The sequence below is a fragment of the [Empedobacter] haloabium genome, assembly GCA_008011715.2.
In the GTDB taxonomy this organism is placed as follows: Bacteria; Pseudomonadota; Gammaproteobacteria; order Burkholderiales; family Burkholderiaceae_D; genus Rugamonas; species Rugamonas haloabia.
Genome location: CP136508.1, coordinates 3,817,891 through 3,838,608, shown reverse-complemented (window position 1 = coordinate 3,838,608; position 20,718 = coordinate 3,817,891). Strand labels below are relative to the sequence as shown.

The following is a 20,718-nucleotide window of genomic DNA, read 5'->3' as shown; positions in this document are numbered from 1 at the left end:
AAAGGAACCAGATGAAAAAACTGATCTCCAGCTGTCTGCTCGGCCTGGGCCTGACCCTGGCGCTGGCCGGCTGCAATCGCGCCGAGGCGCCGAAGCCGGCCGACGCGACCCCGGTCGCGCTGCAGAAAATCGATACCGTGCCGGGCACCGGCAAGGAAGCGCTCGCCGGCAGCACGGCCGTGGTCCATTACACGGGCTGGCTGTACGCGCCCAACGCCGACCTGCAGCACGGCGCGCAGTTCGATTCGTCGCGCGGGCGCGACCCGTTCAGCTTCCGGCTGGGCGCCGGCCAGGTCATCCAGGGTTGGGACGAAGGCGTGCAGGGCATGAAGGTGGGCGGCAAGCGCACGCTGATCGTGCCGGCGGCGATGGGTTACGGCGCCAGCGGCGCCGGACCGATTCCGCCCAACGCCAACCTGATTTTCGAGGTCGAGCTGCTCGACGTGAAGTAAGCCCCGGCGTTTTTCCTAGCGCCGCCCGGCGCAATACTCCGCCAGGAACCTGCGCTGGTCATCCGGAATCGCCGTGATCGACAGGCCCGTCAGCCATGAATCGCCGCTCAGCAGCGTGTGCACGACCACGCCGCTGGCCGTGATGGCGACCTGGCGGTGGTCGGCAAAGACGGCGAAGTGGACGTCGAGTTTCGTCCGCACGGGCAGCGCGTGCGGCATGCGGATCGCCAGGCCTTCGCAACTGGCGTTCTCGGTGCGAACGGCGTACACGACATCGGAACCGGCGACCGTGACAGCCGCTCGTACGCGCACGATGCGCCGCTCGGCCTGGCGATCGTCTCGGGATGGTTGGGGCAGGGCCATGGTGCCGTCATGGGTAGGTGGTGACAGGAGCCGATGGTAGCGTACGTTCGTCCTGGACAGTGTTGTATTGCGCTAGTGCAACTCCTCTAGATAGTGCCAACATTACCGTCATGATATCCGGCCATTATTGCGTCCATCGGAAGAATGAATTGCCGACGGTGTAGATTCCGTTCGCTGTGCGATTTGCCGACAATGGCTGCACCGTCCACCAACGAGGAGCTGCCATGAAACTGCACTACCATCCGATCTCAGGCCACGCGCATCGCGTGCACAACTTCCTGTCCATCCTGAACCTGCCGCACGAGCTGGTGCACGTGGACCTGACGCGTGCCGAGCAGAAAGGGGCGCCGTTCCTGGCGCTCAACCCGTTCGGCCAGATCCCGGTCCTGCAGGACGGCGGCCACGTGATCGCCGACTCGAACGCGATCCTGGTATATCTCGCCCGCCGCTATGCGCCGCAGTGGTTGCCGGCCACGCCGTTGCAGGAAGCGGCGGTGCAGCGCTGGCTGTCCGTGGCCGCGGGCGAGGTGGCGTTCGGCATGGCCGCCGCGCGCATCGTCCAGCTGTTCGGCCGTGGCGACGACATGGCGCCGCTGGTGGCGCGCGCCCACCGCATCCTGGCGCTGATGGAGGCGCAGCTGGAGGGGCGCGCGTGGCTGGCGCTGGAGACGCCGACGATCGCCGACATCTCGCTGTACAGCTATGCGGCCCGCGCGCCCGAAGGCAATGTCGACCTGGCGCCGTACCCGAACGTGCGCGCCTGGCTGGCGCGGGTGGAAGCGCTGCCGGGCTTCGCGCCGTTCGCCAGTACGCCCGTCGGGCTGGCGGCCTAGCCATGGACGGCACCCTGCCATCGCCGTGGCACGACGGCGAGCGCGCGCTGCAGCGCAGCGTCGGGCTGGAACAGCGCATGGACGAAGTGGGGCGCAAGGTCGTGCGACCCTACATGCCGGACCAGCACCGCGACTTCTTCGCCCAGCTGCCGTTCGTGGTGGCGGGCAGCGTGGACGCGGCCGGCGACGCCTGGGCCACGTTGCGCGCCGGCGCGCCCGGCTTCCTGGTGTCGCCCGAGCCGCGCATCCTGCGGATCGCGCTGGCGGCCGAGGCGGACGATCCGGCGCAGGCCGGCATCCGCGACGGCGCCGCCGTCGGCCTGCTGGGCATCGAGCTGCACACGCGCCGGCGCAACCGCGTCAACGGCACGCTGCGCGCGGTGGCAGGCGGCTTCGAGCTGGACGTGGCGGAATCGTTCGGCAACTGTCCCCAATATATAACGGTGCGCGATTGGGTGGCGACACCCGCCGACCCGGCACCGGCGCGGGAGCTGGGCGGGCTGGGCGCGCGCGAACGGGACCTGATCGGGGCGGCGGCCACGCTGTTCGTGGCCAGCTATGCCGACACCGCGGCGGGCCGGCGCGTGGACGTGTCGCACCGGGGCGGCGCGCCCGGCTTCGTACAGGTGGCGGCGGACGGCACGCTGACGGTGCCGGACTATCCGGGCAACCGCTTCTTCAACACCCTGGGCAACCTGCTGCTGAACGGCCGCGCGGGACTGGTCTTCGTCGACTTCGCGCGCGGCGACCTGCTGCAGCTGAGCGGCGACGCGCAAGTGATCCTGGACGATGCCGCGCTGCCGGGCGCCGAGCGGCTGTGGCGCTTCACGCCGCGGCGCATCGTCTGGCGCGGCGGGGCGCTGCCGCTGCGCTGGGTGACCCGCTGAGGCCGTGTCCCGTTTTGGTGACTGACCCCGCCGTGAGACACGGCCTCAGCTGTCGCGGGACTGGTCGGGCGCGGAGCCGGTGTAAACGCGCCTGGCCAGCGCCGCCTCGACGTCGCCGGCGGCGGCCAGCGGTTCGAGCTGGCGCATCACCAGGTGGCGCAGCATGGCCAGCATCGACAAGTCCAGCGTGGCGGGATCGCGCGGCCGGGTGTCGATGATGCACAGGCTGCCCAGCGCGTAGCCGGACGACAGGATCAGGGGCGCGCCGGCGTAGAAGCGGATGTGCGGCGGACCGTCCACCAGCGGGTTGTCGTGGAAGCGCGGGTCCGCCTTCGCATCCGGTACCACCATGATCTCGCTGCGCAGGATCGTGTGGCCGCAGAACGAGATGTCGCGGCTGGTCTGGCAGGTGCCCCCCATGCCCACGCTGGCCTTGAACCACTGGCGGTCGGCATCGAGCAGGGTGATCAGGGCGATCGGAACGCGGTACTCGCGCGCGGCGAATTCGACGATCTGGTTGAAGCGCTGTTCCGGCGGGGTGTCCAGCAACAGCAGGGTGTGCAGCGCGGCCAGGCGGGCGCCTTCGTTGTCCGGGAGCGAGGGTGTCAGCATGAAAGTCACGGGCGGCGCGCCGGCCGCGGTTGATCGTGGATGATGGTACTTTACTCCAGGCATCTCGGGCGCGCCAGCTTACACTTTTTTTGCTCCGCTCCCGTTGGATTTCTGGCAAGATGCGCCGCATGTCAACAATGCGGAGATGGGGGATGGGGAACGCCGGGGGTAACGCGCGCCGCTGGGCCAAGCGGATCGTGATCGGCTTGGCGCTGCTGCTGGCGCTGGTCTTCCTGACGGCATGGTACTTCCTGCGCGGCAGCCTGCCGCTGCTGGACGGCCGCCGCACTGTCCCTGGCCTGCACGGCGCCGTCAGCGTCACGCGCGACGCGCGCGGCGTGCCCTCGATCGCCGGCAACCACCGCGAGGACGTGGCCTATGCCACCGGCTTCGTGCACGCGCAGGACCGCTTCTTCCAGATGGACCTGCTGCGCCGGGTGGCGGCCGGCGAACTGGCGGAACTGTTCGGCCCCAAGGCGCTGCCGCTGGACCGCGCAAACCGGCTGCACCGCTTCCGCGCCCGTGCCGCCAGCGCCTTCCTGAACCTGCCGGCGCCGGAGCGCCAGCTGCTGGAGCGCTACACGGCCGGTGTCAACGACGGCCTGAATGCGCTGGGCACGCGGCCTTTCGAATACGGCCTGCTGCGCATGCAGCCGCGCGCCTGGTCGGCCCATGACACGCTGCTGGCGATCTTCGCCATGTACCTGGACCTGCAGGGCAATGCGACCGCGCGCGAGCTGTCGCGCGGTTGGCTGCGCGAGAACACCGATGCGGCGCAACTGGCGTTCCTGCTGCCGACGGCGAGCCGCTGGGATGCGCCGCTCGATGCCGCCGACATCGCCGTGGCCAAGGCGCCGCTGCCGGAACGGGCGCCGGCCTGGTGGGGGCAGGCCGCGCCGGCCGATCCGGCGCTGCTGGCGCTGGACGACATGATGTCTTCGATCGGCAGCAACAACTGGGCCGTGGCCGGTGGCCGCAGCCAGGGCGGCGGCGCCATCGTCTCGGACGACATGCACCTGGGGATCAAGCTGCCCAACACCTGGTACCGCGCGCAGTTGCAGGTCCCGGACGGCAACGGCAGCACCCGTCGCCTCGTGGGTGTCAGCCTGCCGGGCGCACCGTTCATCATCGTCGGCAGCAACGGCCACGTGGCCTGGTCGTTCACCAACAGCTATGGCGACTACCAGGACCTGGTGGCGGCGCAGCTGGACGCCGCCCATCCCGGCCAGGTCCGCCTGGACGGCCAGTGGGAGAAGATCACCGAACACGCCGAAACCATCCTGGTCAAGGATGCGCCGGCCGAGACGCTGAAGGTGCGCGACACCTCGCTGGGACCGTTGATGGAGGCGGGCGGGCGCACCTACGCGGTGCACTGGATCGCCCACGAGACGGCGCTGGTCAACGTCAATTTGCGCCGCCTGGAAGGGGCCAATACGCTGGACGAAGCGCTGGCGATTGCCGCCACCGCCGGCATCCCGGCGCAGAACTTCGTGGCCGGCGATGCCGCCGGCAATATCGGCTGGACCATCGCCGGGCCGCTGCCGCGCCGCGCCGACGCGGGCGACGCCACGGTCCCGCTGGCCGACGGCGCCGCATCCTGGCGCGGCTGGCTGACGCCACCCGAGTATCCGCGCGTGATCAATCCGCCCGGCGGCCAGCTGGTCACGGCCAACAGCCGCCAGTTGGCGGGGCCGGGCGCCGCGCTGATCGGCGACGGCGGCTTCGACCTGGGCGCGCGCACGCGCCAGGCGCGCGACGCACTGGCGGCGCTGGGGCCGCGCACGGACGAACGGGCCGTCTATGGCGTCATGCTGGACGACCGCGCGCTGTTCATGGCCGGCTGGCGCGAGCGTGCGCTCGCCGTGCTGGACCAGGCCGCGCTGGCGGGCCAGCCGAAACGGGCGGAGGCGGCACGCCTGCTGCGCGAGAACTGGAGCGGCCGCGCCAGTCCCGACTCGGCCGGCTACCGCCTCGCGCGTGGCTTCATGTGGTCGCTGTACGAGCTGCTGTATGGCGGCGCCAATGTGCGCATGCAGGAACTGGCCGGCGGCGCCGGCGCGTCGGCCGCCGAACGGCGCTGGCCGGAGGTGGTGGCGCGTCTGCTGGACGAGCAGCCGGCCGGCTGGCTGCCGCGCCAGTATGCGAGCTGGCGCGCGCTGCAGCTGGCGGCGCTGGACCGTACCGTGGCCGCGCTGGAGGCGGACGGCACGGCGCTGCGCGATGCCACCTGGGGCGCGCGCAACCGGGCCGCCATCGCCCATCCGATCGCCGGGGCCGTGCCGGCGCTGCGCCAATGGCTGAGTACTCCGGCCGATGCGCTGCCCGGGGACAACCACATGCCGCGCGTGGCCGGCCGCACCTATGGCCAGTCCGAACGCCTGACGGTCTCGCCGGGCAAGGAAGAGCGCGGCGTGTTCAATATGCCGGGTGGCCAGAGCGGTCATCCGCTGTCGCCGTTCTTCCTGGCCGGCCATGCGGACTGGGTCAACGGCACGCCCACGCCCCTGTTGCCCGGCCCTGTCGAGCACACGCTGGCTTTCATGCCGTGATCCGTGCCCCGTCCGTCGCCCAAATGGGTGCATAATTGCCAGGCATAGTCGTAACGACGGGAGAGGCAGGCATGATCAACGATTTCGCCACGGCGGCCCAGGCCACGATGTCCTATCTGCGCCACCGGTTGGGCTTCAAGCTCTGGATGGTGACGCGCACGGAGGGCGACGACTGGATCGTCCTGTTCGCGGACGACGCCGGCTACGGCATCAAGGCCGGCCAGGCGTTCCGCTGGACCGATACCATCTGCTCGCGCATGGTGCTGGGCCATGGCCCCAATATCGCGCCCGCCACCGCGGAGGTGGCGGCCTATGCGGACGCGCCGCTGGCGCGCCAGCTGGGCATCGGCGCCTACGTAGGCGTACCGCTGCACCGCACCGACGGTTCGCTGTTCGGCACCCTGGTGGGGCTGGACCCGCAACCGCGCGACAAGGAGATCCGCGAGGAGCTCGATACCGTGACCCTGCTGGCGGACCTGCTGGGGGCCGTGCTGAACGCGGAACTGAACGCCGGCGACGCCGTGCGCCAGGCCGAGCGCGTGGGCGCCGATGCCACCCGCGACGGCCTGACCGGCCTGTACAACCGCCGTGGCTGGGACATGCTGCTGCAGCGCGAGGAAGAGCGCTGCAGCCGCTACGGCCACTCGGCCTGCGTGGTGTCGATCGACCTGGACGACCTCAAGTTCATCAACGACGCCCAGGGCAGCGCCTCGGGCGACGCGCTGCTGATGCGCACGGCGCGCGCGCTGGAAGGCGTCACGCGCGGCTCGGACGTGGTGGCGCGCCTGGGCGAAGACGAATTCGGCATGCTGATGGTCGAATGCGACTACTTCGACGCCCAGGCCATGCTGCTGCGGGTGCAGGAAGCGCTGGCAGGCGCCGACGTGCGCGCCTCGCTGGGCATGGCGATGCGCAAGGCCGGCTACGACCTGGAGGAAGCCTTCGCGATGGCCGATGCGGAGATGTACCGGGCCAAGCGCAGCCGCAAGGTGCTCAATTAAAGAGGCGTGGCTGCGGCGCTGCGGGCTTGGGGTCTGTCCCTTCGGGACTGACCCCGAAGTGGTCAAGCGCTGTGGCGGCTTTCGCCAAACTTCGGGGTCAGTCCCCGTGCGGGGACAGACCCCGTAGCCTCGCGCATTCCGACACCAAACAATGCCCGCACCCCCGACACCCGCCGCGCCACCTCGAAAATCGCGAAGCTGAACGCACACGTCAGCACCACCAGGATCGCGCCCTCGGTCGCGGGTGCGATGCGCAGCGGCTTGAGCAGCATCGCCATGCCCACGATCAGGGTCTGGTGCACGATATACACGGGGAACACCGCCTCGGTCAGGTAGCGCCGCGCCGCGCCGTCGGCATTCAGGTGGCGCCGCGCGAAGCCGCACAGGGCCACGATGGCGCACCACTGGAACGGGCTGCGAACACAGGCCGCCACGATGCGCAGCGCCAGGTCGGGCTGGCCCGCATTGGGTAGCGAATACAGGCAGATCAGCAGCGCCCAGCCGGCCGCCGCGACGGCCAGCGCGGGCCAGCGCAGCCGCTCCAGCGCGGCCCAGAAGCGTGCCTGCCGCGCCAGCAGCACACCGGCCAGGAACAGCGGCAGGTAGACCGCATGGTTGTACCAGTCGTCCACCAGCGCATGGGTCTCCTCGAAATACGGTTTCAACGCGACCCGGGCCAGCGCCAGATAGGCGGCCGGCAGCACGAGCGCGCGCCAGCCCGTCAGCGCCGCGGCCAGGCGTTCGCCGGCGCGCGCCAGGCGCGCAGCGCCCGCCACGGTCGCGAGCAGTGCCAGCAAGACCGTGTAGGCCCACAGGTAGGCGACGAACCACAGGTGGTTCCAGGTGGGCAGGTCGAGGCAGTCGTCGCCGCGGCAGAAGCCGTGGTAGCCCGTCACGTACAGGCGCATGAAATCGGGGTAGCTGCCGGCATAGCCCAGTTTCTCGATGACTTCGCAGAAGGGCTGCGGCGGCACGATCACCAGCATGCCGAACAGCAGCGGCAGCAGCAGGCGCCGGCTGCGCTCGCGCAGGAAGCGGCCGTTGGCCAGCTTCGCCAGCAGGAAGCCGGAGGCTGCGCCGCTGATCAGGAACAGCAGCGACATGCGCCAGGGCGACGACAGCAGCATCAGCGGCTCGATGGCGTCGCTCGCAGCGGGACTTTTCACATGCCAGTCCCACGTCACGTAGTACATGCCCGTGTGGTACAGGATCAGCAGGAAGAATGCGGCGATGCGCAGCCAGTCGAGGAAGTACAGGCGGGAGGCGGAAGTGGTCGGCACGGCAGGGCCCGAAAGTGGTGGTCGATGGCGCCAGCATAGGCAGCCGCGTCATGCGCCGCCAGCGCGTTGGGGCTGGCCGGGGGCCGGGCGGGGCGGCCCGGCTAGTCGAGCACCTTGCCGCGCAGCGCCTTGACCTGGCCGCTGCGGGCCTTGGCGTCGAGCCGGCGCCGCTGCGAGGCGCGCGTCGGCCGGGTCGGCCGGCGCGGCGGCGGCACGTCGGCGGCGGCGTCGACCAGCGCCTGCAGCCGCCGCAGCGCGTCCTCCTTGTTCTGTTCCAGGCTGCGCGAGGCCTGCGCCTTGATGACCAGCACGCCGGCATCGGTGATGCGGCTGTCGCGCAGGGCCAGCAGGCGCGTCTTGACCGGTTCCGGCAGGCTGGAAGCGACGATGTCGAAGCGGGCGTGCACGGCGCACGACACCTTGTTGACGTTCTGGCCGCCCGGCCCCTGGGCGCGGATGGCGGTGAATTCGATGTCGGCCGGGTCGATGACGGTGCTCATGGCGGCATTGTACGCGCCGGCGCGAGCGCGGCCAGCAGGCCGGCCCGGTACTGCCGGCTCAGCGGAGCCTGCGCGCCACCCTGCAGCAGCACGCTGCCGTCGCCCTTGTCGTTGGCCGCCACGCGCTCGACGCGGTCCAGCCGCACCGCCGCGCGCCGGTGGCAGCGTTTGAAGGCCGGGCCCAGCTCGTCGAGCAGGGCGGCCAGCGTATGACGCAGCAGCGGGGCACCCTGGGCCGTGTGCAGCACGACGTAGTTGTCGGCCGTCTCCAGCCACAGGATGTCGGCGGCGCGCACGATCCGGGTCGTGCCCCGTTCGCTGACCAGCAATTGTTCCAGTCCGGCGGGCGCCGCCGCCGCGCGCTCGCGCAGGCGCTGGCGCAGGCGCGCCAGCGTGCGGCCCAGGCGCGCGCCGTCGCACGGCTTGAGCAGGTAATCGACGGCGCTGGCCTCGAACGCGGCCAGCGCGTAGCTGTCGTAGGCCGTGACGAAGACGATCAGCGGCGCCGGCCCCGGCAAGGTCGCGGCCAGCGCGGCGGCCGCCTCCAGGCCGTCCACCTCGGGCATCTGGATGTCCAGGAACACCACGTCCGGCCGGAACACCGCCGCCACGGCCAGCGCCTCGACGCCGTCGCGCGCTTCCTCGACCGCCGCGATGCCCGCTTGCGCCGCGAGCAGCTGGCGCAAGCGGGCGCGCGCCGGCCGTTCGTCGTCGACGATCAGGACGCGCATGGCAGTTCGATCCTGGCGCACACGCCGGCCGGTGCCAGCTGGGTCAAGGTCAGCGCGGCTGCCGCGCCATGCAGGGCGGCCAGCCGTTCGCGCAGGTTGGCCAACGCGATGCCGGCGCCCTCGCTCGCACCGTCGTCCAGGCGGCCGGTGTCGTCCGCCACGGCCAGCACCAGCCCGGCGCCTTCGCGCCGCACCGACACCGTGATATGGACCGTGCCGCGGCGCCGCTCCACCGTGTGGCGGAACACGTTTTCCAGCAGCGGCTGCAGGCACATGAACGGCACCGGGCAGGCGTCCAGGCCGGGCGCGACGTCCCAGGCCAGCGTGACGCGCTCCTCGTGCCGTGCCGTCATCAGCTCGCAATAGCCGTGCAGCAGGCGCAGTTCGTCGGCCAGCGCTACCTGCTGGCGCTGGCCGCCCTCCAGCGTGGCGCGCAGCATGTCGGCCAGGCGTACCAGGAGCGCGTCGGCGCGCTGCACGTCCTCGTGCATCAGCGCAGATACGGTGTTGAGGGCGTTGAACAGGAAGTGCGGCTGCATCTGCTGCGTCAGCTGGCGCAGCTGGGCTTCGCGCAGCAGATTGGCGGTGCGTTCGGCGCGCAGCCTGGCGTCGATCATGGCCTGCCAGGACAACAGGCCGAACGTGACCAGCACGAACAGCGAGAAGAACACCGTGATGCGCACGTCCTCGTAGAAGAAGGTCTGCGGCCAGGGATCGTGCGTGTATGTCTGGCCCGCCAGCGCGTAGATGCCGTGGCGGATGCCGAAGGCCAGCGGCACGAAGGCCAGCCAGAACACGAACAGCCAGGGCAGCTGCACCAGGAACCAGCGCCGCGGCTGGGCGACCAGCGCATCGTGCCGGCGCGTGTGGCGGCGCTGCGCCAGCAGCAGCACGGTCGCGACCAGCAGCGACGAGCCCTCCCACAGCACCGGTTTCCACAATTCGTGGCCGCCGTCGCGCAGGTAGTCCTGCACGGCGGTCGTCGTCATCATGAGCCAGAACAGCACCCACGCGGCGGCCAGCAGGGCGCGCAGACGGCGGGGCGGGCTGCTGGCCTGGTCCATCAGTTCTTGTGGCGGGCTTCGACCAGGTCGATCTCGCGCACCAGCTTGCGCGAGATCTCGTCGGAGATGTGCTCGTGGCGCGCCAGGTTGAAGATGGTGCGGCGCTCAGCCTGCAGGGCCGCCAGGCGCAGCGCCCGCTCCGCCCTGTCCAGCTGGCGGTAGCGCGCCGCCGCCTCGTCGTCGCCGGCACCGCTGGTGTCGAGCCGGTGCTGGTACAGCGCGATGACGCGGCCTGCCGCTTCCGGATACATGTCGCACTCGTCGCCCTTGTGCATCAGCTCCATCTGGGCGCGCTCGACGGCGGCGATGGCCGCGCTGGCGGCCTCGCGCCGGGCCAGGTCCTCTTCCTGCTGCTCGGCCGGCTCCTCCGGGAAGTGCAGGCCGCCCAGCAGGCGCGGCAGGCCGATGCTGGCCGCGACCAGCGAGATCAGGATGACGGTGCTGGCCAGGAAGATCGTCAGGTCGCGCGCCGGGAAGGGCGCGCCGTTGGACAGGGTCAGGGGCAGGGTCATCACGCCGGCCAGCGTGATGGCGCCGCGCACGCCCGCCAGCGACATCGCCAGCAGCAGCCGCAGCGGCGGCTGGCGTACCGGTTCGCCGCGCCGCGTTTTGCGGTACAGGGTGATGCGCAGCGCGGTCCAGACCCAGACGAAGCGCAACGTCATCAGGCCGAACGAGATGGCGAACGCATACAGCACCAGCCACCAGGCGTTGACGTGGCCGCTCTGGTCGAGCGAGACGCGGGCGCCTTCCATGATGTCCGGCAGCTGTTCGCCCAGCAGCACGAACATGACGCCGTTCAGCGCGAACTGCACCGTGTCCCACACGGCCGAGCGCTGGATGCGGGTATTGGCCATGACCTGGCCGGACAGCTCCACGTAGCTCATCGTGATGCCCGCCGCCACCGCGGCCAGGATGCCGGAAGCGTGCAGGTGTTCCGCGGCCAGGTAGGCGCCGAACGGCATCAAGAGGTTGACGAGGATGGGCGAACCGGCCGGCTCGCCGAAGCGGCGGAACAGCAGGCGCTGCAGCCACGTGATGGCCAGCACCGTCAGCACGCCGGCGCCGATGCCGCCGGCCACCAGCCAGACGAACGTCAGCGACGCCTGGGTCAGCGAGAAGGCGCCCGTCATCGCGGCGGCCACGGCGAAGCGGAAGCACACCAGGCCACTGGCGTCGTTCAGCAGCGACTCGCCTTCCAGGATGTGCATCAGCCGCTTCGGGATCGGCGCGCGCGAGGCGATCGACGATACCGCGACGGGGTCGGTGGGCGAGACAATGGCGGCCAGCGCAAAGGCGACCGGCAAGGGCATGGCCGGGATCAGCCAGTGGATCAGGAAGCCGGCGCCGACCACGGTGAAGATGACGAGACCCAGCGCCAGCTCGAGGATCACGGCCTTGTCGCGAAACAGGCCGCCTTTCGGGATACGCCAGCCGTCCAGGAACAAGAGCGGCGGCAGGAACAGCAGGAAGAACAGGGCCGGATCCATCTGCACGCCGTGGCCGGTGAAGCCGGCGATGACGGCACCGAGGCCGATCTGCACCAGCGGCAGCGGCACCGCCAGCGGCAGCACGCGCACGAGATAGGCGCTGGCCACGACGGCCAGCAGCATTGCCAATACGATTTCGATCGAATCCATCCTGCCTTGCTGTTTTGTGTTGAGAGCAGGGGGATTATAGGCGGTGCGCCGCCTGGCCTGTGAACGCTCCGTCAGCCGCACCGGTGGCGCCGCAGCAGACCGAGCCCAACCAGGCCGGCGGCGACGATCGACAGCGACCCCGGCTCCGGCACCTCCTCCTGCTGCAGCGCCATGGCGAGCGCGCTTTGCTGCACGGTGATCTGGTAACTGCGGCCGGCCAGCAACTGCGGCGTCGTCATGCTGTAGGAGTAGACCTTGCCGATTTCGTTGAACGACGACAGGCCCGCCATGCCGTCGGTGCGGCTGACGCTGGCCAGGCCGTTGATCTGAGCCGGCGCGAACGAGAACACCGAGAGGCTGGTCCTCAGGTCGACGATGTTGATGTTCCAGGACATGCGCGCGGCCGCGCTGGTGACCGGGCGCGAGCCCGGGGTCAGGTAGGCCATCGCGTAGGGCGTGGCGTCGAACGCGACCGTCATCGTGTCGCTGCCGTTCAGCGTGAACACCATGGTGTTGGAGCTGCCCACGGAGGAATTGCCGGTGGCGGACTGGTTGTTCCGCAACGTGGCCACGTCCGCCCGGGTCTGCGCATGTGCCCCGGCCGGCGCGCCGTTGATCGAGATGCCGGAACCCTGGAAGCGCTGGTCGGCGAAACCGAAGCTGCCGGACAGGGCGAACAATGCGTTGGTGCCGCCGTGGCCGAAGCTGTTCTCGGCGAACGTCAGGCAGGAGCCGACACACTGGCGCATCACGTCCGGCCGCGGGCCGGAACTGGACGAGTTGGCGAACAGGGAGTTGAGCGAAGCGGTAGCCTGGGCGTCGTTGACGCTGGTCAGGCGCGAGAAATCGGTATTGCGGTAGACATCGCCGTTGTTGTGCAGCAGGCGGAAGTTGCTGATATCGAGGACGGCGGTCGCGAACGTGCTGGCCGCCGCCGGGCGCATGCTGGCGCCGGCAAGGATGGCGGCCGCCGTGGCGGCGACGAGGATATGTTGGATCATGTTCTGCTCTCCCAGGTAGGTGCCGCGCCGGCCCGCGCGCCTTCGGTACGGATGAGCAGATACCGTGCCAGTCGATAATTCCGAGCGGAATCAGGCACTTCCATGGCGCAGTACGCCTGCCGGGCGAAAGTTGCCAAGAAAACCGACGCACGGGCTCTGGTGTTTTTGAAATGGTTCTGTCATAATCATGCCTCTTCTGCGGGAGTAGCTCAGTTGGTAGAGCGCAACCTTGCCAAGGTTGAGGTCGAGAGTTCGAGACTCTTCTCCCGCTCCAGAATTCAAAAGACGCCTGCGGGCGTCTTTTTCATTCGCGCGTCACCTTTCGCGCGTCATGTTCGCCGCCATCGTTTTATATTTGCTACCGGTGTTGTTTTCCGCCACTGCCGAGCCTTGCCATTAAGTTCAGGAACGGCGGTGTCGTCATTTTTCTCGCCTATACTGGGCCAATGTTCCGCATGAGGCGGCAGAGATTTGAGATCGGGGATGAGCAATGAAAAGCGTACAACAGGAAATCGACGAACGTACCAACCTTACCAACACCAATAAATTCGAGCTCCTGCTGTTCCGCCTGGGTGCCGACGCCAATGGCGAGCACTCGGAACTGTACGGCATCAACGTCTTCAAGATCCGCGAGATCGTGGCGATGCCGCCCGTGACCGCGGTGGCCGGCTCGCAGCCGCACATGCTGGGCGTGGTCAACCTGCGTGGCCAGATCATCCCCGTGATGGACCTGCCGGCGATCGTCGGCGTCACGCCGAAGACGGGCCTGAACATCATGCTGGTGACGGAATTCGCCCGCACGACGCAAGCGTTCGCGGTGGAGTCGGTGGACGAGATCGTGCGCCTGGACTGGAGCCAGGTGCTGACGGCCGAAGGCAGCAACGCGACCGGCATGGTGACGTCGATCGCGCGCCTGGACGGCGACACCAGCGGCACCCGCCTGGCGCAGGTGCTGGACGTGGAGACGATCCTGCGCCGCATGGTGCCGGCCGAAGGCAAGGACGTCGATCCGGAATCGATCGGCCCGAAACTGATGCTCAAGCAGGGCAGCTTCATCCTGGCGGCGGACGATTCGGTGGTGGCACGCAACCTGATCGAGCAGGGCCTGCAGGCGATGAATGCGCCGTTCGTGATGACGAAGTCCGGCAAGGAAGCGTGGGACAAGCTGAACAGCATCGCCGAGGGCTGCAAGGCCGAGAAGATCGCGATCGAAGACCGCGTCGCGCTGATCCTGACCGACCTGGAAATGCCGGAGATGGATGGTTTCACGCTGACCCGCAAGGTCAAGCAGGACCCGCGCTTCTCGAAGATCCCGGTCGTGATCCACTCTTCGCTGTCGGGCAAGACCAACGAAGACCACGTCAAGGGCGTGGGCGCGGATGCCTACGTGGCCAAGTTCGTCGCCGAAGACCTGGCCGAGACGATCCGTCGCGTGCTGCACAAGCCGGCGGCGTAAGGGGGCGCATCTCCCAAAAGAAAGAAGGCAGGCGCAAGCCTGCCTTTTTTGTTTGCGCTATGATGTTTTTTCCTCAATCTAGGAGCATCGATCATGGCCGCGAAAACCATCCTCTTCCTGACGGGCGACTTCGCCGAGGACTACGAAACGATGGTGCCGTTCCAGGCGCTGCAGGCGGTCGGGCATACCGTGCACGCCGTCTGCCCCGGCAAGGCGGCGGGCGACAAGATCAAGACGGCGATCCACGATTTCGAAGGCGACCAAACCTATACGGAAAAACCGGGCCACCTCTTCGCGCTGAACGCCGCGTTCGACGAGGTCGACGTGGCCCGTTATGACGCGCTGATGATCGCCGGCGGCCGTGCCCCGGAATACCTGCGCCTGAACCCGCGCGTGCTGGAAGTGGTGCGCGAATTCGCGCAAGCCGGCAAGCCGATTGCCGCCGTCTGCCACGGCGCCCAGCTGCTGGCCGCCGCCGACGTGATTCGCGGCCGCAATATCTCCTGCTATCCGGCCTGCTCGCCCGAAGTCAAGCTGGCCGGCGCCGACTATGCCGACATCGCCGTCGATGCTGCCGTCACGGACGGCCAGTTCGTCACGGCGCCGGCGTGGCCCGCGCATCCGCAGTGGATCGCCCAGTTCCTGAAGGTGCTTGGGACCGAGATCCGGCTGTAGTCGTCAGGCTTGGGGACTGTCCCCACAGGGGACTGTCCCCGGTTTTACTCTGCGGCGGCGATGCATCGGAGCGATGCGGGAAGCATCCTTCGATATGCGTGTTCCGCGATTAAAACCGGGGTCGGTCCCGAAGGGACAGACCCCAAACCCGCACGCCGCGGCCCCTCACCACGGCTACAACCGCGCCGCGTGCCACGCCAGGTGATCCGCCACGAACGTGGCAATGAAATAGTAGCCATGGTCGTACCCGGCATGCCGCCGCAACGTCAGCGGCTGCGCGGCTTGCGCGCAGGCTTCCTCGAACGCTTCCGGATACAACTGCTCGGCCAGGAACTTGTCGGCCAGGCCCTGGTCGATCAGGATGCCGTCGGGGAAGGGCGTGCGCGCTGCCGCCATCAGCGCGCTGGCGTCGTGCGCCGCCCATTTGCTCTCGTCCGCTCCCAGGTAGCCGGTGAACGCCTTGCGGCCCCACGGGCAGCGCATCGGCGCCGCGATCGGCGCGAATGCGGAGACGGTGCGGAACAGGTCCGGCCGGCGCAGTGCCAAGGTCAGCGCGCCGTGGCCCCCCATCGAGTGGCCGAAGATGCCGATGCGTGCGCCGTCCACGGGCGAGTGGTCCAGTACCAGGGCGCGCAGCTCGTGCAGGTAGCTCTCCATGCGGTAGTGGGTGGCCCAGGGCTGCTCGGTCGCATCCAGGTAGAAGCCGGCGCCCACGCCGAAGTCCCACGCGTCCGCCTCGCCCGGCACGTTGGCGCCGCGCGGGCTGGTGTCCGGCGCGACCAGCACGATGCCGTGTTCGGCCGCGTGGCGCTGCGCGCCGGCCTTGGTCATGAACGTCTCTTCCGTGCAGGTCAGGCCCGCAAGATAGAAGAGGGCGGGCAGGCGCGCGCCTTCCGCGTGCGCCGGGATGAAGACGGAAAAGCGCATCGGCAGGCCGATGGCCGCCGATTGATGGCGGAAGAAGCGCTGCGTGCCGCCGAAGCAGGCGTGTTCGCTGATCAGTTCCAGCATGATGGGTCCTTATAGATTGGTCCGCCGGATTGTATAACCAAACCGACAATTGCCTGGAAACGGGGGGCTGTCCCGGGTTTTCGGGTGTCGTGCGACACCGTTGCGTTTCTTGCTATAAAGTCACCATAAGTCACTACGGATGAGTTATCCGGCCTGGTGTTACAATTGCCGGCGTTTGCATTTGTGCAAATGTATCCCTGCCGATCCTGCCCGGCATTTTCTCGACAATAGGAGGAGCCCTCTATGCCAGATTTCCTGGTTATCTCGGCCGAACTAGCTTGGCCGCTCGCTGTACTGCTGGCCTGGCTGGCCGGCGAATTCATTCACCGCTGGACACGACTGCCACGCATCAGCGTGTATGGTCTGGTCGGCTTCCTATGCGCGCAGGCGTTTCCCGACCTGTTCGCCACCGAAGGATCCAGCCCCGTCACCTTGCTGGCCAACGTCGCATTCGGTCTGATCCTGTTCGAACTGGGCTATCGCGTCAACTTGCACTGGCTGCGCATCAACCCTTGGGTGCCCGTCAGCGGCCTGGTCGAGACGTTCGCCACGTTTGCCGTCGTCTACCTGATCGCCCAGCTGTGGGGCCTGCCGCCGATGACGTCGCTGCTGCTCGCTTCCCTGGCGATGTCGACGTCGCCGGCCGGCGTGCTGCGGGTCGTCAACGAGTCGCGCAGCTCCGGCCAGGTGACCGAGCGTGTGCTGCACCTGGTCGCCATGAACTGCGTGCTGGCGGTACTGGTGTTCAAGGTCATCGTCGGCTTCTGGGTGTTCCAGACCTCGGGCAGCCTGACCCAGGCCATCTCGCACAGCCTGATCGAACTGGTGGCGTCCGCGCTGCTGGGCGCGATCTTCGGCATGCTGGTGCCGGCCGTACTGCGCCACCTCGGCACCCTGGCGCGCGACGGCACCGTCGCCTTCGCGCTGGTCGTGGTCATCCTGGTCGCCATCACGCACGCGGCCGACCTGTCGCCCGTGCTGGCCACCTTGGCCTTCGGCCTGACGGCGCGCCACCGTCGCGTGGCGTTCACGCGCACGGTGCGCAACTTCGGCGCCATCGGCGAACTGATGACGGTGCTGCTGTTCGTGTTCGCCGTCTCGACCCTCAGCTGGAACAACGTGCTGTTCGGCGGCGGCCTGGCCCTGGTGCTGCTGCTGGCGCGCTTCCTCGTCAAGACGGTCAGCGTGGCGGCCTTCGCCCACGTCGGCGGCATCCCCTGGCGCAAGGGCATCCTGACGGGCGTGGCGCTGTCGCCGATGTCCGTGTTCGTCGTGCTGCTGCTGGAGCAGACCAAGTATGCCGGCATCGTGCTGGTCGACGAACTGGCGGCGGTGGCCGCGATGACGCTGTTCATGGAAGTGATCGGCCCGATCTTCACCCAGCGCGCCCTGATCCTGGCGCGCGAAACGGCACAGGAGTAAAGCATGCCATTAGAAACCTTCAACGGCGGCACGCCCCTGACGATGGGCGTGGAACTGGAGCTGCAGCTGGTCAGCTTCTCCGACTACGACCTGACGGCGTCCAGCCCGGACCTGCTGCACCTGTTGGCGCGCAAGCCGTTCCCCGGCAATGTGACGCCGGAGATCACGGAATCGATGATCGAGATTAACAGCGATGTGCACACCAAGCACAGCGAGCTGCTGGCGCAGCTGCACCAGGTGCGCGACACGCTGGTGACCGCGGGCGAGCAGCTCAATATCGGCATCGCCGGCGGCGGCACCCACCCGTTCCAGAAATGGGTCGAGCGGCGCATCTTCGAGAAGCCCCGCTTCAAACAGGTGTCGCAGCTGTACGGCTACCTGGCCAAGCAGTTCACCGTGTTCGGCCAGCACGTGCACATCGGCTGCGCCAACGGCGACGATGCGCTGTTCCTGCTGCACTCGCTGTCGCGCTACCTGCCGCACTTCATCGCGCTGTCGGCATCGTCGCCGTTCGTGCAGGGCGGCGACACGCTGTTCAATTCGGCGCGGCTCAATTCCGTGTTCGCCTTCCCGATGAGCGGCCGGGCGCCGTTCCTGTTGTCGTGGGACGAGTTCGAGCACAGCTACTTCGCCAAGATGGAGCACACCGGCGTCATCAAGAGCATGAAGGACTTCTACTGGGACATCCGGCCGAAGCCCGAATACGGCACCATCGAGCTGCGCGTGTGCGACACACCGCTGACGGTGGAGCGCGCTGCCGCGCTGGCCTGCTACCTGCAGGCGCTGTGCGCCTATCTGCTCGAGCGCAAGGAGGAGCCGCCGGCGGAAGACGACTACCTGGTGTACAACTACAACCGCTTCCAGGCCTGCCGCTTCGGCCTCGATGGCACGGTCGTGCACCCGAAGACCTACGAAAGCCTGTCGCTGCGCGAGGACATCCTGACCACCTTGCGCAAGATGGACCCGTATGCGGAAAAGCTGGGCGGCACGGCGGCGCTGAACCACCTGATGCAGGTAACGCACATGGGCAGCGACGCCCAGTACCTGCGCGACCAGTTCGCGGCCAGCGGCAGTGTCGAGGGGATCGTGGACGCGGCGGTGCGGCGCTTCCGCGGGCGGATGTAAATAGTTGCCGAAAAACGGGGACAGTCCCCGTTTTTTGGCAATATTTCAGAAGCGCGTCTCGCGCGCCACCCGCAGGAAGTTGTCCAGGATGCCGGTGCAATCGAGCAGTTCCTCGCCGCCGGCCCGGTGGAACTCCGGGTGCCACTGCAGGCCCATGACGAACGGCGCCTTGCGGTAGCGGATCGCTTCCACCACGCCATCCGGCACCGACAGCGCCTCCACCTGCATGTCCCGGCCCAGCGTCTTCACGGCCTGGTGGTGGATCGAGTTGACCACGCCGCCCAGGCGCTGGCCGAACAGCTTGGCCAGCGACGACTCGGGCGGAAACACGATCTCGTGGCGGTGGCGGTCGTAGTCGTCGTGCACGTGCGGCAGCGCCGTCGGCACGTCGGTGGCGATGTCCTGGTACAGCGTGCCGCCGAATGCCACGTTGATCAACTGGCAGCCGCGGCAGATGCCCAGCACGGGCTTGCCCGCCTCGACGAATTCGTGCAGCAACTCCAGCTCGTACATGTCGCGCGCGCGGTCGCCGCTCCATTCCGGCCGCGTGGGCGCCTCCGCATAGCTTTGCGGCGACACGTCCGCGCCGCCCTGCAGCACCAGGCCGTCAAGATGCTTGGCGTAGTCGCGCAGGCGGATGTTCGATGGGTGCAGCAAGCCGTCGGTGTTCACGGTCGGGATCATGAACACCAATACGTCGCGCGACATCACCCACTGCGCGATCGACTCCTCCAGGTACTGCAGGTTCTTGCTGCGCAGGCCCGTGGCGCCGGGCTCCGGATGGAAGATGCGGGCCGAGATGCCGATGCGCAGCGGCCGCTGCATCACGCGCCGGGTCACCGTCGCGGCGATGCGCTGGTAGCGCGCCTTGATGACGCGGCCCCACAGGGAGAATACCGAGTCGCCCGGGTCGATGTAGCGCGGCGTGTCGTCCTTGCGGCGGCTGAATTCGCGCTCGGTGGCCGGTCCGTCCTTGCGGCGCTGGTCTTGCTCGCCGTCGTTCATGCTTGCTCCATATTGCGTGCTACAGGTTGAAGGGCAGGGGCTGCAGGCCAAAGCCTTCGTCGAGGACCTCGATACTGGACAACAGCCCGCCCAGGCCCGCGTTGAGCCGGGTCAGGTAGGCCGGCTCCAGCTTGGCCAGCGCCTCGGGCAGCAGGCCGCGCGCCGGCTTCGGCGCCGCTTCCAGCAATGCCAGTCCCTCGGCGGAAAGGAACAGTTTTACCACACGCTGATCAGCAGGGTCGCGCGCTTTGACGACGAAGCCCTTGCGCACCAGCCCTTCCAGCAGGTTGCTGGTGGTGGCCTGCCGGATCGCCAGCAGCGCCGTGACCTGGCCCACGCGCAGTCCGGGCGCCTCGGCCAGCTCCTGCATGATCCATAACTGGGCGCCGTTGACGCCACACTGCTTTTCGATCCACAGCGAATGGCGCTGTGCCGCGCGGATCACCACGCGCAATTTTTGCAGCACTTCCAGGCTGCCCGCGCGCACGTCGTCGTCCGCCGCGCAAGTCGCGCTTGTCCTACCGTTCCTGCCTGCCTTGCCGCTCATGTTGCAGTGCGCTCCTTGTCGTCTGGCACAAATAGATTTTTAGGAATATAATTTGCGGCTATGAAAGCCGTCCCATCAACGCGCCGGGCGGCATAAAGGTTTACCGGGCCGGGCAAATTCGATGCGCGGCTCCCTTACCCGAGGCAGGTCCGTGCCTCACAACAGGCCGGTCGCGCGTGCTCGCGTGCATCGCCGGCATCGGAAGCGAAGAAAGAATGCAGGAGTTAAGCCCCGAACTGCGCAGCTTCATCCTGACGCTGCCCTCTGTCCCCTTCCTTGAAGCACTATTGCTCGTCCACGCGGCGCCCGACCAGATCTGGAGCGCCGAGGCCATCGCGCGCCGGCTGTACCTGCAGGGCGTCGCGCAGGCGCAGCAGATCGTTGCCGAACTGGCCGCGCGCGGCTTCTGCGTGAGCACCAGCGATGGCCAGCTGGCCTACAGTCCCGCCGACCCGGCGCTGCACGAAACCGTCACCCGGCTGGCCGAAATCTACCGCCAGCAGCTGATCGAGATCACCCGGCTGGTGCACGGCTGAGGGGCGCTGGCGCTCCGGTCGCGGCGCG

The 20,718-nt window shown here is 68.4% G+C and carries 21 protein-coding genes and 1 tRNA gene; 11 read left to right on the top strand and 11 right to left on the bottom strand.

The window, feature by feature from the left end:
* The first annotated feature begins 11 nt into the window (after positions 1-11).
* On the top strand, positions 12-452 hold the full coding sequence (locus E7V67_016740; protein ID WUR11358.1) for an FKBP-type peptidyl-prolyl cis-trans isomerase: 441 nt from the start codon (positions 12-14) through the stop codon (positions 450-452).
* A 15-nt stretch (positions 453-467) separates the two neighbouring features.
* Here the strand turns inward: E7V67_016740 and E7V67_016735 are convergent, their stop codons facing one another.
* Positions 468-815 (bottom strand): PilZ domain-containing protein, encoded by a 348-nt coding sequence (locus E7V67_016735; protein ID WUR11357.1) that lies wholly within the window; start codon positions 813-815, stop codon positions 468-470.
* Between the two features lie 224 nt (positions 816-1,039).
* On the opposite strand from E7V67_016735, the gene E7V67_016730 reads away from it, so the two are divergent.
* A complete protein-coding gene (locus tag E7V67_016730; GenBank protein ID WUR11356.1) occupies positions 1,040-1,648 on the top strand; it encodes a glutathione S-transferase in 609 nt (202 codons plus the stop codon).
* A 2-nt stretch (positions 1,649-1,650) separates the two neighbouring features.
* Complete coding sequence (locus tag E7V67_016725) at positions 1,651-2,535, top strand: pyridoxamine 5'-phosphate oxidase family protein (GenBank protein WUR11355.1); 885 nt, start codon at positions 1,651-1,653, stop codon at positions 2,533-2,535.
* A gap of 45 nt (positions 2,536-2,580) precedes the next feature.
* On the opposite strand, the gene E7V67_016720 is transcribed toward E7V67_016725, so the two are convergent.
* Positions 2,581-3,147, bottom strand: a complete 567-nt coding sequence (locus E7V67_016720; GenBank protein WUR11354.1) for a GAF domain-containing protein — start codon at positions 3,145-3,147, stop codon at positions 2,581-2,583.
* Positions 3,148-3,299: 152 nt separating this feature from the next.
* On the opposite strand from E7V67_016720, the gene E7V67_016715 reads away from it, so the two are divergent.
* Together E7V67_016715 and E7V67_016710 are read left to right on the top strand one after the other, a co-directional pair.
* Positions 3,300-5,696 (top strand): penicillin acylase family protein, encoded by a 2,397-nt coding sequence (locus E7V67_016715; GenBank protein ID WUR11353.1) that lies wholly within the window; start codon positions 3,300-3,302, stop codon positions 5,694-5,696.
* Between the two features lie 71 nt (positions 5,697-5,767).
* Entirely contained in the window at positions 5,768-6,697 is a 930-nt protein-coding gene (locus E7V67_016710; GenBank protein WUR11352.1) for a sensor domain-containing diguanylate cyclase, read from the top strand.
* A gap of 62 nt (positions 6,698-6,759) precedes the next feature.
* Here E7V67_016710 and E7V67_016705 read toward each other — a convergent pair whose 3' ends face one another.
* The 6 genes from E7V67_016705 to E7V67_016680 form a co-directional block, all read right to left on the bottom strand.
* Positions 6,760-7,977 (bottom strand): acyltransferase family protein, encoded by a 1,218-nt coding sequence (locus E7V67_016705; protein WUR11351.1) that lies wholly within the window; start codon positions 7,975-7,977, stop codon positions 6,760-6,762.
* Positions 7,978-8,078: 101 nt separating this feature from the next.
* Positions 8,079-8,477 (bottom strand): alternative ribosome rescue aminoacyl-tRNA hydrolase ArfB, encoded by a 399-nt coding sequence (gene arfB / locus E7V67_016700; protein ID WUR11350.1) that lies wholly within the window; start codon positions 8,475-8,477, stop codon positions 8,079-8,081.
* Positions 8,474-9,208: a response regulator gene (locus tag E7V67_016695; GenBank protein ID WUR11349.1), complete on the bottom strand. Its 735-nt coding sequence runs from the start codon at positions 9,206-9,208 to the stop codon at positions 8,474-8,476. Before E7V67_016695 ends, arfB begins: the two co-directional genes overlap by 4 nt.
* Positions 9,196-10,272 (bottom strand): histidine kinase, encoded by a 1,077-nt coding sequence (locus tag E7V67_016690; GenBank protein WUR11348.1) that lies wholly within the window; start codon positions 10,270-10,272, stop codon positions 9,196-9,198. Before E7V67_016690 ends, E7V67_016695 begins: the two co-directional genes overlap by 13 nt.
* A complete protein-coding gene (locus E7V67_016685) occupies positions 10,272-11,912 on the bottom strand; it encodes a Na+/H+ antiporter (protein ID WUR11347.1) in 1,641 nt (546 codons plus the stop codon). Before E7V67_016685 ends, E7V67_016690 begins: the two co-directional genes overlap by 1 nt.
* Positions 11,913-11,983: 71 nt before the next feature.
* Positions 11,984-12,913, bottom strand: coding sequence for a PEP-CTERM sorting domain-containing protein (locus E7V67_016680; protein WUR11346.1), 930 nt, complete (start codon positions 12,911-12,913; stop codon positions 11,984-11,986).
* A gap of 198 nt (positions 12,914-13,111) precedes the next feature.
* On the opposite strand from E7V67_016680, the gene E7V67_016675 reads away from it, so the two are divergent.
* The 3 genes from E7V67_016675 (at position 13,112) to E7V67_016665 (ending at position 15,044) form a co-directional block, all read left to right on the top strand.
* Positions 13,112-13,187 (top strand) — tRNA-Gly (locus E7V67_016675).
* 216 nt (positions 13,188-13,403) lie between these two features.
* Positions 13,404-14,369, top strand: coding sequence for a chemotaxis protein (locus tag E7V67_016670; GenBank protein ID WUR11345.1), 966 nt, complete (start codon positions 13,404-13,406; stop codon positions 14,367-14,369).
* Positions 14,370-14,462: 93 nt separating this feature from the next.
* Complete coding sequence (locus E7V67_016665) at positions 14,463-15,044, top strand: DJ-1/PfpI family protein (GenBank protein WUR11344.1); 582 nt, start codon at positions 14,463-14,465, stop codon at positions 15,042-15,044.
* A 174-nt stretch (positions 15,045-15,218) separates the two neighbouring features.
* On the opposite strand, the gene fghA is transcribed toward E7V67_016665, so the two are convergent.
* Entirely contained in the window at positions 15,219-16,055 is an 837-nt protein-coding gene (gene fghA, locus E7V67_016660; GenBank protein WUR11343.1) for an S-formylglutathione hydrolase, read from the bottom strand.
* A gap of 243 nt (positions 16,056-16,298) precedes the next feature.
* Between fghA and E7V67_016655 the strand changes: the two genes are divergently transcribed.
* Together E7V67_016655 and E7V67_016650 are read left to right on the top strand one after the other, a co-directional pair.
* On the top strand, positions 16,299-17,477 hold the full coding sequence (locus E7V67_016655) for a cation:proton antiporter (protein WUR11342.1): 1,179 nt from the start codon (positions 16,299-16,301) through the stop codon (positions 17,475-17,477).
* Between the two features lie 3 nt (positions 17,478-17,480).
* Entirely contained in the window at positions 17,481-18,602 is a 1,122-nt protein-coding gene (locus E7V67_016650; protein WUR11341.1) for a YbdK family carboxylate-amine ligase, read from the top strand.
* A gap of 45 nt (positions 18,603-18,647) precedes the next feature.
* Here the strand turns inward: E7V67_016650 and E7V67_016645 are convergent, their stop codons facing one another.
* Together E7V67_016645 and E7V67_016640 are read right to left on the bottom strand one after the other, a co-directional pair.
* A complete protein-coding gene (locus E7V67_016645; protein WUR11340.1) occupies positions 18,648-19,607 on the bottom strand; it encodes a type 1 glutamine amidotransferase in 960 nt (319 codons plus the stop codon).
* A 19-nt stretch (positions 19,608-19,626) separates the two neighbouring features.
* On the bottom strand, positions 19,627-20,154 hold the full coding sequence (locus E7V67_016640) for a MarR family winged helix-turn-helix transcriptional regulator (protein ID WUR11339.1): 528 nt from the start codon (positions 20,152-20,154) through the stop codon (positions 19,627-19,629).
* Between the two features lie 215 nt (positions 20,155-20,369).
* On the opposite strand from E7V67_016640, the gene E7V67_016635 reads away from it, so the two are divergent.
* A complete protein-coding gene (locus tag E7V67_016635) occupies positions 20,370-20,690 on the top strand; it encodes a hypothetical protein (protein ID WUR11338.1) in 321 nt (106 codons plus the stop codon).
* Positions 20,691-20,718: the final 28 nt, after the last annotated feature.